This is a genomic window from Pseudarthrobacter sp. NPDC092202, assembly GCF_044755505.1.
In the GTDB taxonomy this organism is placed as follows: Bacteria; Actinomycetota; Actinomycetes; order Actinomycetales; family Micrococcaceae; genus Arthrobacter.
The window spans coordinates 1-14,717 of record NZ_JBIVRG010000021.1; the positions used below are offsets into that span (position 1 = coordinate 1).

The 14,717-nt window shown below is 66.6% G+C and carries 13 protein-coding genes; 10 read left to right on the top strand and 3 right to left on the bottom strand.

Annotated elements, in window-relative coordinates; all coding sequences use genetic code 11:
• Positions 1-343 precede the first annotated feature (343 nt).
• From ACIQF4_RS19910 to ACIQF4_RS19920, 3 genes are all read left to right on the top strand, one after another.
• Positions 344-1,183 carry a response regulator transcription factor gene (locus ACIQF4_RS19910; RefSeq protein ID WP_400517547.1) on the top strand — a complete coding sequence of 280 codons (840 nt, stop codon included), beginning with the start codon at positions 344-346 and terminating at the stop codon, positions 1,181-1,183.
• Between the two features lie 71 nt (positions 1,184-1,254).
• Complete coding sequence (locus ACIQF4_RS19915; RefSeq protein ID WP_350005680.1) at positions 1,255-1,674, top strand: YkvA family protein; 420 nt, start codon at positions 1,255-1,257, stop codon at positions 1,672-1,674.
• Positions 1,675-1,747: 73 nt separating this feature from the next.
• On the top strand, positions 1,748-1,936 hold the full coding sequence (locus ACIQF4_RS19920) for a hypothetical protein (protein ID WP_350005682.1): 189 nt from the start codon (positions 1,748-1,750) through the stop codon (positions 1,934-1,936).
• Positions 1,937-2,121: 185 nt separating this feature from the next.
• Here the strand turns inward: ACIQF4_RS19920 and ACIQF4_RS19925 are convergent, their stop codons facing one another.
• Positions 2,122-2,823 (bottom strand): DNA alkylation repair protein, encoded by a 702-nt coding sequence (locus tag ACIQF4_RS19925; RefSeq protein ID WP_400517546.1) that lies wholly within the window; start codon positions 2,821-2,823, stop codon positions 2,122-2,124.
• Between the two features lie 159 nt (positions 2,824-2,982).
• On the opposite strand from ACIQF4_RS19925, the gene ACIQF4_RS19930 reads away from it, so the two are divergent.
• The 6 genes from ACIQF4_RS19930 (at position 2,983) to ACIQF4_RS19955 (ending at position 12,060) form a co-directional block, all read left to right on the top strand.
• A complete protein-coding gene (locus tag ACIQF4_RS19930; RefSeq protein ID WP_400517545.1) occupies positions 2,983-6,687 on the top strand; it encodes a nitrate reductase subunit alpha in 3,705 nt (1,234 codons plus the stop codon).
• Positions 6,687-8,381, top strand: coding sequence for a nitrate reductase subunit beta (gene narH / locus ACIQF4_RS19935; protein WP_400517544.1), 1,695 nt, complete (start codon positions 6,687-6,689; stop codon positions 8,379-8,381). The genes ACIQF4_RS19930 and narH overlap by 1 nt, the downstream gene beginning before the upstream one ends.
• Positions 8,378-8,998: a nitrate reductase molybdenum cofactor assembly chaperone gene (gene narJ, locus ACIQF4_RS19940; protein WP_400517543.1), complete on the top strand. Its 621-nt coding sequence runs from the start codon at positions 8,378-8,380 to the stop codon at positions 8,996-8,998. The genes narH and narJ overlap by 4 nt, the downstream gene beginning before the upstream one ends.
• Positions 8,999-9,000: 2 nt before the next feature.
• The gene (gene narI / locus ACIQF4_RS19945) at positions 9,001-9,909 is read left to right on the top strand and encodes a respiratory nitrate reductase subunit gamma (protein WP_400517541.1); all 909 of its coding nucleotides are present in this window, start codon (positions 9,001-9,003) and stop codon (positions 9,907-9,909) included.
• Positions 9,910-9,921: 12 nt separating this feature from the next.
• Positions 9,922-11,175, top strand: coding sequence for an MFS transporter (locus ACIQF4_RS19950; protein WP_400517540.1), 1,254 nt, complete (start codon positions 9,922-9,924; stop codon positions 11,173-11,175).
• 144 nt (positions 11,176-11,319) lie between these two features.
• Positions 11,320-12,060 carry a hypothetical protein gene (locus ACIQF4_RS19955; RefSeq protein WP_400517539.1) on the top strand — a complete coding sequence of 247 codons (741 nt, stop codon included), beginning with the start codon at positions 11,320-11,322 and terminating at the stop codon, positions 12,058-12,060.
• A 14-nt stretch (positions 12,061-12,074) separates the two neighbouring features.
• Here ACIQF4_RS19955 and ACIQF4_RS19960 read toward each other — a convergent pair whose 3' ends face one another.
• Together ACIQF4_RS19960 and ACIQF4_RS19965 are read right to left on the bottom strand one after the other, a co-directional pair.
• Positions 12,075-12,593, bottom strand: a complete 519-nt coding sequence (locus tag ACIQF4_RS19960) for a GNAT family N-acetyltransferase (protein WP_400517538.1) — start codon at positions 12,591-12,593, stop codon at positions 12,075-12,077.
• A 48-nt stretch (positions 12,594-12,641) separates the two neighbouring features.
• On the bottom strand, positions 12,642-13,397 hold the full coding sequence (locus ACIQF4_RS19965; RefSeq protein ID WP_400517537.1) for a phosphotransferase: 756 nt from the start codon (positions 13,395-13,397) through the stop codon (positions 12,642-12,644).
• A 150-nt stretch (positions 13,398-13,547) separates the two neighbouring features.
• Between ACIQF4_RS19965 and ACIQF4_RS19970 the strand changes: the two genes are divergently transcribed.
• Complete coding sequence (locus ACIQF4_RS19970) at positions 13,548-14,639, top strand: SDR family oxidoreductase (protein WP_400517536.1); 1,092 nt, start codon at positions 13,548-13,550, stop codon at positions 14,637-14,639.
• Positions 14,640-14,717: the final 78 nt, after the last annotated feature.

The window sequence follows — 14,717 nt, forward strand, 5'->3', positions numbered from 1 at the left end:
GATGGGCAGTGTGAGAACTTCCATCCTGGAAGACCTCGACGTCTATCCACGAACCAGCCGCCGACCCTCGACTACACCCTCAACTGCGAAGAGCCGCAATAGCTCAACGAACTTAATTTTTCGTGAGGCACATCTCAGGAAATACGCAATATTTGCCAAAGCTCAAGAAATGCTCAATTTAGACGAAGGAGATAAGTAACCTTTCAATCCATTGGGTTAGGCTTTTACGCGTCCCACGGTGCGGAATAACAAAAGCAATCCATATTGCCCGTTTCTCCGAATATTCCTTGAATGTGCTTGAGGAAAACCTGGGCGCAAAAGTGAAGAGAGCTTGGGGGAGTGAATGGTGGAGCGCGGTGTTGCCGTGGTGGTGGAGGACGACGACGACATCAGGACAACCCTGACGGAAGTGCTGCAGCAGTCGGGGTTCGCCGTCCATTCAACAGCCTCAGGCGTTGCGGGCGTGGATGCCGTCCGCGAGCATAACCCGGACATCGTCACCATGGACGTTGGCCTCCCGGACTTTGATGGCATCGAGGCGTCCCGGCGTATCCGGACCTTCAGCGATGCCTACCTCATCATCGTCAGCGGAAGGGTGGACGAAGCCGACACCCTGATGGGGTTTGAGGCCGGCGCGGATGACTACCTCACCAAGCCCTTCCGCCCGCGGGAGCTGCGGGCGCGGATCGCGGCCATGCTCCGGCGGCCGCGGACCCTGCGGGAAGCTCCCGCAGAACGGGCGCATCCACCACGAAGAGGCGAACGGCAACCGCCACGGCAAGCCCGGCAGGGTGCCCTTGCGGGGCAGCAGCCCCACGAAAGCCCGGAGGTTGGGCCGGGTTCAGCTGCAGCCGCTGGATGCTGCGATTTCGCGCACCGGGGCCTGTCCCTCCACGAGGCGTCCCGCCAGGCATCCATCAACGGCGAGCCCGTGGACCTGACCCGCACCCAGTTCGACATCCTCCTGGTGCTCATGGAGAACGGACGGACCGTCCAGACCAAGGCGGACCTGGTGCGGCGGCTTCGCAACGAGCCGTACAACACAGGATCCTTTGTCACGGCGGGCGAGGAACGCGCCGTCGAGGTCCACGTGGGCAACCTGCGCAAGCGCCTGGGTGACAGCTCCCAGAATCCCCGCTGGGTGGAGACCGTCCGGGGCGTGGGCTACCGGATGACGCCGTAGCAGCACCGCCCCTTGGCGTACCCTCAGTCAGTAGCCGGCGTCCACCACCGGCCCTGCGGAGGAGGCGGAGGATGACCTGGGAAACCGTTGCCGGAGTTGTGGCCGGCCTGCTGCTGGCATACGCCGTGCTCCTCTTGCTCCTGTGGATCTACGCCCGGCGCCACCCCGAAACCGTCACTATGAAGGACGCGCTGCGCCTGCTCCCGGACCTGCTCCGGCTGGTCCGGAGGCTTGCCGCGGACCGGACCCTCCCCGCTGGTGTGCGGGTGCGGCTGGTCCTGTTGCTCGGCTACCTGCTCCTGCCCATCGACCTGGTGCCGGACTTTATTCCGGTGATCGGCTACGCGGATGACGCCGTCATCGTAGCGCTGGTACTGCGCTCTGTCCTCAAACGGGCGGGTCCCGGGGCGCTTGGGCGGCACTGGCCGGGCACACCTGCCGGGCTGGAAGTCATCCTCCGCGCAGCGGCGCCCGCCCGCCGTCGGCCGTAAAATCTTTGGCTGTATCCGCGCCTTTCCTGCCGGGGGCTGTTAGCGTGAAGGACCGGCCAATGAAGGAGGAGCGATGACTCTCAACTCACCAGATTCACTGCCTGAAGACGATCCGCAGGAGGGTGCAGCCAGTCCCCAGGGAAAGGGCGACGGCGGTGTTCCCGGCCAGGAGGATGGCGTCGGAATCGGTACGGATGCTGAACCCAACACCTTTGAGCCCGAGGAGGATCCGGACGCCACGGACGCGCCGGAGACGGACTAGGGCCGAAACCAGGGTCCCGCTGTCTCCCTCAATCTTTAATCAAGATTTGCGGCAACCCTGCGAAATGGACTTTCGGGCCTGTTACCAGCCGGTAAGTTGCTGTCTGTTTCCACGTTATTCCCCAACACGGAAGCACCAAGGAGCCCCCGCGCTGGAGCCAGACTCGCGCGGGGGCTTCGCCGTTCCTACTCGCCGTCCTGCCTGCGGACCATCTCATTGATCCACGCCGGGGCGAACGGCGACGTGCAGCCCGGGGGCGTGGGATAGTCCTTGAGCACCTGCAGCCGCTCGCCGATCTCCAGCGCCCGCGCCCGGTACGCGGCATGTTCGATGCCGATGTGGGCAAGGCAGGTGTTCATGGCCCACTGCAGCCGGTCCGGAGCATCCTTCATCTCTGCCTCGATCACATCCAGCAGCCCCGGGAGGTCCAGGCCTTCGGGCGATTTCGCCACGCGTTCGCTAGTCAGGGCCCAGCCGGCACTGGCCACCGCTGGATCAGGATCGGCCAGCCAGGCTACCCGCAGCTCTTCGGCATGCGGGCCCTTCTTCACCACGTAGTTCACCAGCCAGTCCTGCACCTTGGGCGCCTGCGACTCCCGCAGCATCGTATCCAGTTCATCCCGCCCGAACGCCTTGGGCCGGCAGACCAGGAGCGCCAGCAGCCTGGCCGCGGTGTCCCCGGTGCCCCAGAGCTCCCGGGCAAGGTCCTGCTGGGTCTTCAGCCGCTTGGCGATGCTACGCAGCTTGCCGAGGTTCACGCCGTGGTCGTCCCCGTGCCGCTCGTTCACCTCGCGTGCCCGCGGGTCCTCGAGCGCAGCCAGTTCGGCCATCAGCCCCGCCACCTCCGTGCTGGTCGCTGCCGTTCCCGCCACTGTTGTCCCCGTCATTGCAGTTTCCGTCGCCTTCGTCTCGGCCACCGTCTGTCTCCTGTCCGTCGCCTGCGGATTTCAGCCTACGGCAGCCCCGAAACCTAGTCCTGCCCCTCCCAAAACGCAACGAGTCGAAAGACCCTACTCGTCCGGAAAGGCCGTGCCTACCGTGGCAGCATGGCAGAGGAGCGTTTTGTCCCGGGGGTAGACGGAGCAGCATCGGATGCAATGCTGAAGGTGGGCAGGTTCTTCACGAAGTGGGACCAGACCGACGACGGCAGGGCAGTCTTTCGGGAAGGCGGCCGCAAGGGGGACATCTTCTACCGCGACCGGTGGAGCCACGACAAGGTGGTCCGCTCCACCCACGGCGTGAACTGCACCGGCTCCTGCTCCTGGAAGGTGTACGTCAAGGACGGCATCATCACCTGGGAGTCGCAGCAGACGGACTATCCTTCGGTGGGGCCTGACAGTCCTGAATACGAACCAAGGGGCTGCCCGCGCGGGGCGGCCTTTTCCTGGTACACCTACTCGCCCACGCGGGTCCGCTTCCCCTACGCCCGCGGTGTCCTGGTTGAGATGTACCGTGAGGCGAAAGCCCGGCTGGGCGATCCGGTCCTCGCCTTCGCGGAGATCGCCGCGGACCCGGACAAGCGGCGCCGCTACCAGCAGGCACGCGGCAAGGGCGGACTGGTGCGCGTCTCCTGGCAGGAGGCGATCGAGATCGCGGCGGCCGCGCACGTGAACACCATCAAGACCTACGGCCCGGACCGCTGTGCGGGCTTCTCGCCCATCCCGGCGATGTCCATGGTCTCGCATGCCGTGGGCACACGCTTCATCCAGCTCATCGGCGGCGTGATGACCTCCTTCTACGACTGGTACGCGGACCTTCCCGTGGCCAGCCCGCAGGTGTTCGGCGACCAGACGGACGTCCCTGAATCCGGCGACTGGTGGGACGCCCGCTACCTCATGATGTGGGGCTCCAACGTCCCCGTCACCCGCACCCCGGACGCGCACTGGATGGCCGAGGTGCGGTACCGCGGCACCAAGGTGGTCACCGTCAGCCCGGACTATGCGGACAACACCAAGTTCGCGGACGAGTGGCTCCCCGCCCAGGCCGGCACCGATGCCGCGCTGGCCATGGCCATGGGCCACGTGATGCTCAAGGAATTCTTCGTGGACCGGCAGGTCCCCTTCTTCACTGACTACGTGAAGCAGTACACGGACCTGCCCTTCCTGGTCAGGCTGGAGAAGCGCGACGACGGCGCCCTCACGCCGTCGAAATTCCTCACCGCCCGTGACATCCCGGCGCAGTCCGGGGCTGAGGACGCTGCTTTCCGCACCGTCCTGTTCGACAAAAAAGCGGGCCGTCCCGCCGTCCCGAACGGGTCCATGGGCTTCCGCTACTCCGGCAGCGGCGAGGGCAAGTGGAATCTGGACCTGGAGGGGATGGAACCGGCGCTGTCCCTGCGGGAGGTCTCGGGGGAGAGCGCCGAGATCCTGCTTCCGTGCTTCGAGCAGGCGGACGGCAGCGTGCTCCGGCGCGGGGTGCCCGTGATGGAAGTGGAGGGCCAGCTGGTCACCACGGTGTTCGACCTCATGCTGGCCCAGTACGGTGTGGGCCGCGAAGGGCTGCCGGGGGACTGGGCAGCGGGGTACGACGACGCCACCACCCCCTACACGCCGGCCTGGCAGGAGGAGATCACGTCCGTTCCCGCCCAGGCCTGCATCCGTGTGGCCCGCGAGTTTGCCCGCAATGCCGAGCAGTCCAAGGGCCGGTCCATGATCATCATGGGCGCCGGCATCTGCCAGTGGTTCCACGGCGACACCACCTACCGGGCCATCCTGGCGCTGGTGATGCTGACCGGCTGCATGGGCCGGAACGGCGGCGGCTGGGCCCATTACGTGGGGCAGGAGAAGACGCGCCCCATCACCGGGTGGGTGTCGCTGGCCAACGCCCTGGACTGGTCCCGGCCGCCGCGCACCATGATCGGCACCGGGTACTGGTACATGCACACGGACCAGTGGCGTCAGGACGGGTACTCCGCCGATGCGCTGAAGTCCCCGCTGTCCACCGGAGCCCTGGACGGCCTGCACACCGCGGACGCCATCGCCCAGTCCGCCCGGCTCGGGTGGATGCCGTTCTACCCCCAGTTCGACCGCAACCCCCTGGACCTGGCAGACGAGGCGGAGGCCGCCGTCGCCGCCGGGACCGCGAAGGACACCCCCACCTACATCGCGGACGCACTCAAAAACCGGACGCTGAACCCCGCCATCGAGGACGTGGATGCCCCGGAAAACTGGCCGCGCACCCTGGTGCTGTGGCGCTCCAACCTGTTCGGTTCCTCCGCGAAAGGCAATGAGTACTTCCTGCGGAACCTGCTGGGCACCCACAACAACGTCCTGGGCAAGGATGCCGAAGGGCTCAAGCCCACCTCCGTGAATTGGCACGAGAAGGCGCCGGAAGGGAAGCTGGACCTCCTGGTCTCCGCCGACTTCCGGATGACCTCCACCACGCTGCTGTCCGACGTCGTGTTCCCCGCCGCCACCTGGTACGAGAAACACGACTTGTCCTCCACGGACATGCACCCGTTCGTCCATGCGTTCACGCCGGCCATCGACCCGCCGTGGGAAACCAAGACGGACTTTGACACCTTCCACCTGCTGGCCCGGGAGTTCTCCAGGCTGGCCAAGACCCACCTGGGCGTCCGGAAGGACCTGGTCAGCGTGCCGCTGCAGCATGACACCCCGGGCCAGCTCGCCCAGCCCGGCGGAATCGTCCGCGACTGGCGGGAGCCGGACATCCCCGCCGTCCCCGGGCAGAACATGCCCGTCTTCTCCGTGGTGGAGCGGGACTACACAACCATCGCGGACAAGCTCGCCGCCGTCGGACCCCTTGCGGACAGGCTGGGCTTCACCGTCAAGAACATCACCTACAAACTGGAGGAGCCGCTGAAGCGGCTCAGCCACTCGAACGGCGTGATGCTCGGCGGCGCCGCGGACGGCCGCCCGGCCATGGACACGGACGCCAAAATGGCGGAAGCCATCCTGGCGTTCTCCGGCACCACCAACGGCGTGCTGTCCGTTCAGGGCTTCAAGGACCTCGAAGTCCGTACGGGCCGGAAACTGGCGGACCTCTCCGAGGGGTCCGAGGAAAAGTTCATCACCTTCGCCCAGACCCAGGCGGCTCCGGTCCCGGTGATCACCTCGCCGGAATGGTCGGGCTCGGAAACGGGCGGCCGCCGCTACGCCCCGTTCACCATCAACATCGAGCGGCTCAAGCCCTTCCACACCCTCACCGGCCGGATGCACTTCTTCCTGGACCACGACTGGATCACGGACATCGGCGAGGCGCTGCCCATCTACCGGCCGCCGCTGGACATGCACCGGCTGTTCGGCGAACCCAAACTCGGCCGGAACGGGCAGCTGGAGGTGGTGGTCCGGTACCTGACGCCGCACTCCAAGTGGTCCATCCACTCCGAATACCAGGACAACCTGCTGATGCTTTCGCTCTCCCGCGGCGGGCCCACGGTGTGGATGAGCCCCGCGGACGCCGACTCCATCGAGGTCAGGGACAACGACTGGGTGGAGTGCCTGAACATTAACGGCGTCCTGGTGGCCCGGGCCATCGTCAGCCACCGGATGCCCGCCGGCGTGGTCTACGTCCACCACGCGCAGGAACGCACCATCGACGTGCCGAAGTCGGAGGCTACCGGGCGGCGCGGCGGCATCCACAACTCGGTGACCCGGCTACTGGTGAAACCCTCGCACCTGATCGGCGGCTACGCCCAGCTGGCGTACGCGTTCAACTACCTCGGCCCCACCGGAAACCAGCGCGACATGGTGGCCACGGTCCGCCGCCGCTCACAGGAGGTGCAGTACTGATGCGAGTCATGGCTCAGATGGGCATGGTGATGAACTTGGACAAGTGCATCGGCTGCCACACCTGTTCGGTCACCTGCAAGCAGGCCTGGACCAACCGGGCGGGCACCGAGTACGTCTGGTTCAACAACGTGGAGACCCGCCCCGGCCAGGGGTATCCCCGCCGGTACGAGGACCAGGACAAGTGGCGCGGCGGCTGGGACCTGAACAAGCGGGGCAAGCTGGTGCTGAAGGCCGGCGGGCGGGTGAAGAAGATGTTCGGGCTGTTCGCCAGCCCGGTCCAGCCCGAGCTCAAGGACTACTACGAGCCCTGGACCTACGACTACAAAACCCTGGTGGACGCACCCCTGGGCGACGATTTTCCGGTGGCCCGGCCCAAATCCCTGATCACCGGCGAGGACACCAAGGTCACCTGGTCCGCCAACTGGGACGACAACCTGGGCGGGTCCGCCGAAAACGGCCACCTGGACCCGCTGGTGGAGAAGGTCCGGCGGGAGTCCGAGGACAAGATCAAGTTCGCCTACGAGCAGACGTTTATGTTCTACCTGCCCCGGATCTGCGAGCACTGCCTGAACCCGTCCTGCATGGCATCCTGCCCCTCCGGTGCCATCTACAAGCGGGTGGAGGACGGGATTGTGCTGGTGGACCAGGACAAATGCCGCGGCTGGCGGCAGTGCGTCACGGGCTGCCCGTACAAGAAGATCTACTTCAACCACAAGACCGGCAAGGCGGAGAAGTGCACCTTCTGCTACCCCCGGGTGGAGGTGGGGATTCCCACCGTGTGCTCGGAGACCTGCGTGGGCCGGCTGCGGTACCTGGGGCTGTTTTTGTACGACGCCGATGCGGTCACCGCGGCGGCGTCCGTCACCGATCCAAAGGAACTCTACGACGCCCAGATGGACGTGCTGCTGGATCCCAACGATCCCGTAGTCCAGGCCGAGGCGAGGGCGCAGGATATCCCCGAAGACTGGATCGATGCCGCCCGGCGCTCGCCGGTGTATGCCCTGGCGAAGGTTTACAAGGTGGCGCTGCCGCTGCACCCGGAGTACCGGACCATGCCGATGGTCTGGTACGTGCCGCCACTGTCCCCGGTGGTGGACCTGCTGCGGGACCAGGGGCACGACGGCGAGGACCACGGCAACCTGTTCGGCGCAATCGACGCGCTGCGCATCCCGGTGGAATACCTGGCGGAGCTGTTCACGGCCGGGGACGCGGACCGGGTCACCGCGGTGCTGAGGAAGCTCGCTGCCATGCGCTCCTTTATGCGCGGCATCAGCCTGGGCAACGATCCGGACGAGTCCATCCCCGAATCCGTGGGCATGGACGGGCAGACCATGTACGAGATGTACCGGCTGATGGCCATCGCCAAGTACGACGAGCGGTACGTGATCCCCAAGGCACACGTGGAACAGGCGCATGACCTGGAGGAGATGGGCTGCTCGCTGGATTTCGACGGCGGCCCGGGCATGCAGGATTCCTCGCCCTTCGGTGAGGCGAGCGGCAGGCCGGTGCCGGTTGCCGTGGACACGTTCAACGCCCTGCGGGACCGGCAGACCAGCGACGAGATCTCGGCCGGGACGAGCCTGAAGGGCCGGGTGAACCTGCTGAACTGGGACGGACGCGGGGCTCCGCCGGGGCTCTTCCCGGACAAGGGGCCCGAGCCGGGGACCCTGGCCGCGGCGGAGGACCAGCCGTGAGCCGCCGGGACCAGGTGATGTACATGGCGGGTGCGTGGTGCCTGTCCTACCCTGACGAGGACCTCCTGGCCAAGGTGCCGCTCATGCTCGCCGCGCTCGCGGAGTTTCCCGGCGTCGTCGAAAACTTCCAGGAAGTGCTGGACGCGCTGGAGGCCACGCCGCTGATGGAGGCCCAAGCGCATTACGTGCGCGAGTTCGACCTCAGCCGCCGGCATGCCCTGCACCTGAGCTACTGGACGGACGGGGATACCCGGCGCCGCGGCGAGGTCCTGGGCAGCTTCAAGAAGGCCTACCGGCAAAGCGACATCCTGGTGGACACCCAGGGGGAGCTGCCGGACTACCTGCCCATGGTGCTCGAGTACACGGCATTGGTGGATTTCGCGGCCGGGCGGGAGCTGCTCATCCAGTACCGCCCCAGCCTGGAGATGCTGAAGTTCGGGCTGCTTAAGGACAAGCTGCCGCATGCCCGGATCCTGCAGGCGATCTGCGCCACGCTCCCTGGAAAGTCGCCGGCGGACGAGCAGGCCGTGATGCGGATGGCAGGCTACGGGCCGCCCAGCGAAGCCGTGGGCCTTGACCCGTACGATCCGCGCCTGCTGCCCGTGAAGGGGGCGTGACCATGCTGGCTTTCGCAAGCCCGAACTTTGAGACTGAGCCTGCTGCCGCCGTCGAACTTTCCGCCCTGGACATTGTGCTGTGGGGCGTCCTGCCCTACGTCATGGTGGTGGTCCTGGTGGGCGGGCTGGTCTGGCGGTACAAGTACGACCAGTTCGGCTGGACCACCAGGTCCTCGCAGCTGTACGAGTCCAGGCTGCTGCGGATCGCCTCTCCGCTGTTCCACTTCGGGCTGCTCGCCGTGGTTGCGGGGCACTTCTTCGGGCTGGTCATTCCGAAGTCCTGGACCGAGGCGGTAGGGATGAGCCAGGACTTCTACCACTTCAACGCCCTGTTCGTGGGCGGGATCGCGGGCATCGGCACACTGGGCGGGATCGTGCTGCTGATCTACCGGCGCCGCACCACCGGGCCGGTGTTCATGGCCACCACCAAGAACGACAAGGCCATGTACGTGGTGCTCACGGCGGCCATCGTGTTCGGTTTGTGGACCACCCTGGCCAGCGTGTTCGAGGGCGAGCACGGGCACAACTACCGCGAAACCGTGGCGCCGTGGTTCCGGTCCCTGTTCATCTTCCAGCCGGACATTGCCGCCATGGCTGCGGCACCGTTCTCCTTCCACCTGCACACGCTGGTGGGGATGGCGTTGTTTATCATCTGGCCCTTCACCCGGCTGGTCCACGCTTTCACCGCACCCTTCCACTACCTGTTCCGCCCGTACATCGTGTACCGCTCGCGGGACCGCGACGGCGGCAGGGCAGGAGGGCGCGCGGGTGCACGGTCCGGAGGCGCACGGCCCGGGGGCAGGGCCGGGAACAAGTCCGGCGCCAGTTCCGTCCACAACCCGAATGCCCCCGCCGGCAAACGCGGCTGGTCGGCCGTGGGGACCGAGGACCGGGACACCCGGAACCGGTGAGGGGAGCACACCATGACTGAAGCCGCACGCCCCGCAAATCCCGTACCGCCCACGGAAACCTCCCATTCCGGCAAGGGCCTGAACCTGGCGCTGGCCACCAGCGCATCGGTGATGGCCTTCTGGGCGTGGAACATCGTGGCGCCCCTCGGCGCCCGCTATACGCAGGAGATGGGGCTGGACTCCACTGCCACCGCCGTCCTGGTGGCCATGCCCATCTTCGTGGGATCGCTGGGCCGGATCGTCGTGGGAGCCATGACGGACCGGTTCGGCGGGCGGGTGATGTTCACGTTCGTGCTGCTCGGCAGTGTGCCTCCTGTCTTGCTGGTGGCCCTCGGCGGCACGCTCGGTTCCTACGCGGTGGTGCTGGGCGCGGGCCTCTTGCTGGGCATCGCAGGCACCGTTTTCGCCGTCGGAATTCCCTTTGTGTCCGCCTGGTACGAGCCGTCCCGCCGCGGCTTTGCCACCGGCGTGTTCGGCGCCGGGATGGGCGGCACCGCGCTGGCGGCTTTCCTGACCCCGCGCCTGGTCACCTGGATCGGCTACTTGTCCACGCACCTGCTGATTGCCGGGCTCCTGGTGGTGATGGGGGCCGTGATCTGGTTCAACCTGAAGGAGTCGCCGGACTGGCACCGGAACACCGCGCCCGTGATCCCCAAGCTCAAGGACGCGGCCGGGCTGGCCGTCACCTGGAAGCTGTGCTTCCTCTACGCGATTGTCTTCGGCGGGTTTGTCTCCTTCGCCACCTACCTGCCCACGTACCTCCGGGACATCTACCAGTTTGATCCCACGGCCGCCGGCACCCGCACCGCCGGGTTCGCCCTGGCGGCGGTCCTGTTCCGGCCAGTCGGGGGAGTGCTGGCGGACCGGATCGGGTCCAAGCCGGTGGTCCTCTCGTCCCTGGCGGGCATCGCGGTGCTGGCGTTTGTTGTAAACCTGCGGCCCGACGGCGAGATCCCGGCCGGCCTGACCTTCGTGGCGATGGCTGCCGCGCTCGGTCTCGGTACTGGCGGCGTGTTCGCATGGGTGGGGAGACTCTCGCCGCAGGGGAAGGTGGGCAGCATCAGCGGGATCGTCAGCGCGGCCGGCGGGATGGGCGGCTACTTCCCCCCGCTGGTCATGGGCGCCACGTACAACGCCGAGGACAACAGTTACTTCATCGGCCTGATGCTGCTGGTGGTCACGGCCACGGCCGCCTTCGTGTTCACGCTGGTTGCCATCCGCTCACCCAAACAGCCCGCCCCGCAAAGTGCGTTGAGGGGGACGTAAGCGTCCGACGGCGGGCGGCCGGGGTCTTGAGACGGGTTTCGTTATGGGCCGCAACGGTTTGGCTCCAATCGGTTGACTAATGGATCCCGGCAGGCGCATCGGCGCCACAATTGAGGGATCACAACGGCTTCCGAGGAGGCGGACATGCGGCGGTCAGCGCGGCCCGGCGCGGCACTACTTCTTTCACTTTCGCTGCTCACCGCATGCGGCGATCCAGCAGCGCCGCAAGGGACGCCGTCGGGCGCTTTCGCCTCAGCGACGGCAACCCCAACAACTACGGAAACAGCCGGTGCATCAGCGACGCCCAACCCGACAACCAGCGCCCCGGCGTCGGCCTCCTGGACCACGTACACAACGGCGGCAGGCGATCTCGCCTTCGACCTTCCGTCCACCTGGAGCATCCGGGACCCGGCTGGGGAACTCGCGGAGGGCGGCGGGGCGTTCGCGGAAGTGACCAGCGAGGACGGGCGGTTGCTGGCGACGCTGCGGACCAACATGGCTACCGGCTCCACCTGCATGGAAAAGTACCCGTATTCGGTGCTGGAGTCCCAGGAGATGCCGCAGCTGGCGCAGTACGGCACCGTGCCCCGATACACGTTCGAGACCCGCGGCAACGACGCCGCTGCCGGTCCGCCGGACACCCCGGCGGCGGCCTACGGCATCACCACCGCGCCGCTGCCCGAAGGTGACTCGGCCTGCTACATATTCCACTTCTTCAACTGGCCGCCCAACGCCGCCACGTTCGGGGCGTTCTACAACCCGGAGCTGAACCTGACACCGGGCGACCCCTCGTTGCCGTACCTGGAGAAGGCCAAGCTGTATGCGGGGACGCAGGAGTACGCGGACATCAAGCGGATGATCACGTCGCTGCGGCCGGCGGGGTAGGGGATATCTCCTCGTTAGGCGTTATCGATCCAGTAGCGGCGCTTGCCGTTGCGGCTGTCCTCATAGAGGCCGCCGTTCTTTTCGATGGTGCTCCGGGACGCGAAGTTGTCCTCATCGCAGGTGAGGAGGGCCCTGCGGATTCCAAGTTCCCTGGCAATGGGCAGGGCGTCGGCCAGTGCTTTTGCGGCATGGCCGCGGTGCCGGGCTGAGGGCCGGACGCTGTAGCCGATGTGTCCCCCCTCGTTGAGGAGGAACTCGGTCAGTTCATGCCTGATGGCCAAAGACCCAAGGAACGTGTCATCTTCCACGATCCACAGGTAGGTGCAGGGCACGTGCTCCGGTTTCCGCGGGGTCTCCGGCAGTGCGTCCTTGACGAGCCAGTCAACAAAGCGGCCGAACGCCCGGGGGTCTCCCAGGTCTTCCAGGGGCCAGTCCTCGGCGCCCGCGCCATCCTGGCGGGTGCCGTTGAAATCCGCTGCCCCTTCCAGCCAGGAGGAGTGGTAACTAACGTCCGGAGCGATAAGGCGGGCCATCATAAGATCGTAATCGAACGCTTGCTTCACCTCTGTGATCCCCGCCGATTACGGCCGGGCGAGGGCCTGCTCCCATGCCGATTGATGCTGCCGGACATACTGGGCAGCGCCACGCCAGTGCTCACCGTGCCCGTTGATGAACATGTCCGCCCACGGCTGGAACCCGGCCTCGTGAGAGGACTTCAGAAGATTGAACATGGCCGCCGTTCGCTGCGCCATAGCAGTCGGCAAGGCGCGGCGGAGCGGTTCGTCAGCCTGGTACCCGTCAACAAGAGCGGACAGTCTCGCTGCCGCGTCTTCCACGGGCTGCCCTTTGAACAGCATGCCGAAGGACTGGGCGGCGTACGCCAAATCCCACAGCCGCGTGCTGGGGCCGGCGCCGTCCCAGTCGATGAACACCCACCGGCCGCCCCTGACGAGGTTCCATGGAGCGAGGTCGTTGTGGCACATCAGGTCCGGTTTTTCGGCGGGCAGCAGCATGGTCCACGCACCTGGATCAGGGATCACAAAAGCTTCGCTCGCGTCATGGATCTCGCGGATCATCCGCCCGACCCGCAGCAGATCGTCCTGGGTGAGCGGCAGTTCCTCCAGCGCGAGGACGCCGTCCACATACTCGAAAACATTCCTGCCGCCGTCGTCCCTTCCCAAGGGCCGGGGAACGTCGACGCCGGACGAGCGGAGCGCGGTGAGATAGTCCTGCACCGCGGCGGAGTTCCCCAGCCAGGGTTTCCGTACGGTGTTGCCGATGCGCACAACCCTGCCGGACGCGTTTCCGCCTGTCAGTTCCTGCTCGTCCCGTCCCACTCCAGCAGGCTAACGGGTGAATCCCGACCGCCAAAGGCCAAGCGGACGACGACGGGCCGCGGAATATCTCACTCGGCCGGCGGCTTGTGGCTAGAGGACTTGGCGCGCGACCGTGCGTGGGCGTGTGCAGCAGGCGTAAGAAGGAGAAGCATGACAATTGAGGCAGGAACAACAGCGGGCACCGGGCGTACAGCTCTTGTAGTGGGGGCGACCGGCATCGCTGGGTCCGCCCTCGTCGAAACCTTGGCAGGCGAGGGGTGGAGCGTGCTTGCCCTCTCCAGGAACCCCGGTGCTGAGCGTCCCGGAGTACGGTGGCTCTCCGCAGACCTGACCTCGGCTGCATCGCTGGCCGCTGCGCTCGGGCCGGAGAACCCCTCGCATGTCTTCTTCACGGCGTGGTCGCGGCAGGACACCGAGGAGGAAAACATCGCGGTCAATGCCGGCATGGTGCGGGACCTCCTGGCGGCACTTCGCGGGAAGGACGTAGCCCACGTTGCCCTGATGACCGGACTCAAGCACTACCTCGGGCCCTTCGAGGCATACGCGGCCGGAGAAATGCCGGACACTCCTTTCCACGAGGAGGAGCCGCGCCTGCCGGTCCGGAACTTCTACTACGCCCAGGAGGACGAGCTCTGGGCCGCCGCGGCCGAGCAGGGCTTCACCTGGTCCGTGCACCGAGCACACACGGTGATCGGGCACGCCGTCGGCAACGCCATGAACATGGGCCTGACGCTCGCCGCCCAGGCCACCCTGTGCCGCGAGAGCGGGGAGCCGTTTGTCTTCCCGGGCTCCGAAACACAGTGGAACGGCCTGACGGACATGACGGATGCGGGCCTGCTCGCCGAGCACATGCTCTGGGCGTCCACCACGCCGGCGGCTGCCAACGAGGCCTTCAACATCGTCAACGGCGACGTGTTCCGCTGGCGCTGGATGTGGCCGAAGCTCGCCGCCTACTTCGGCGTGGATTGGGAGGGGTACGAGGAGAAGCCCCGCCCCCTGGAGCAGTCGATGGCAGGCCGGGAGGACCAGTGGCGGGACATCGCCGCGCGCCATAACCTCAGCGAACCGGATCTGAACCGCCTGGCGTCCTGGTGGCACACGGACGGCGACCTGGGGCGCGGCATTGAAGTGGTGACGGACATGGGGAAGAGCCGGGATGCCGGATTCACCGGATACCGGCGGACGCTGGACGCCTTTATTGCGCTCTTCGACCGCTACCGGGCGGAGAACCTGATTCCCTGAGCGTTGCTCTTGACCTGCGGCAAGCGTCCGGGCCGGCTGCACGAAGCAGCCGGCCCGGACTCATTGGTTCGTGGCCTA

Bases quoted from the DNA above. Each gene is read 5' to 3' on its own strand.
- narH (WP_400517544.1), top strand. From the start codon at position 6,687: ATGCGAGTCATGGCTCAGATGGGCATGGTGATGAACTTGGACAAGTGC.
- ACIQF4_RS19950 (WP_400517540.1), top strand. From the start codon at position 9,922: ATGACTGAAGCCGCACGCCCCGCAAATCCCGTACCGCCCACGGAAACC.
- ACIQF4_RS19910 (WP_400517547.1), top strand. From the start codon at position 344: ATGGTGGAGCGCGGTGTTGCCGTGGTGGTGGAGGACGACGACGACATC.
- ACIQF4_RS19920 (WP_350005682.1), top strand. From the start codon at position 1,748: ATGACTCTCAACTCACCAGATTCACTGCCTGAAGACGATCCGCAGGAG.
- narI (WP_400517541.1), top strand. From the start codon at position 9,001: ATGCTGGCTTTCGCAAGCCCGAACTTTGAGACTGAGCCTGCTGCCGCC.
- ACIQF4_RS19930 (WP_400517545.1), top strand. From the start codon at position 2,983: ATGGCAGAGGAGCGTTTTGTCCCGGGGGTAGACGGAGCAGCATCGGAT.
- ACIQF4_RS19955 (WP_400517539.1), top strand. From the start codon at position 11,320: ATGCGGCGGTCAGCGCGGCCCGGCGCGGCACTACTTCTTTCACTTTCG.
- ACIQF4_RS19925 (WP_400517546.1), bottom strand. From the start codon at position 2,823: ATGACGGGGACAACAGTGGCGGGAACGGCAGCGACCAGCACGGAGGTG.
- ACIQF4_RS19960 (WP_400517538.1), bottom strand. From the start codon at position 12,593: ATGGCCCGCCTTATCGCTCCGGACGTTAGTTACCACTCCTCCTGGCTG.
- ACIQF4_RS19915 (WP_350005680.1), top strand. From the start codon at position 1,255: ATGACCTGGGAAACCGTTGCCGGAGTTGTGGCCGGCCTGCTGCTGGCA.
- ACIQF4_RS19970 (WP_400517536.1), top strand. From the start codon at position 13,548: ATGACAATTGAGGCAGGAACAACAGCGGGCACCGGGCGTACAGCTCTT.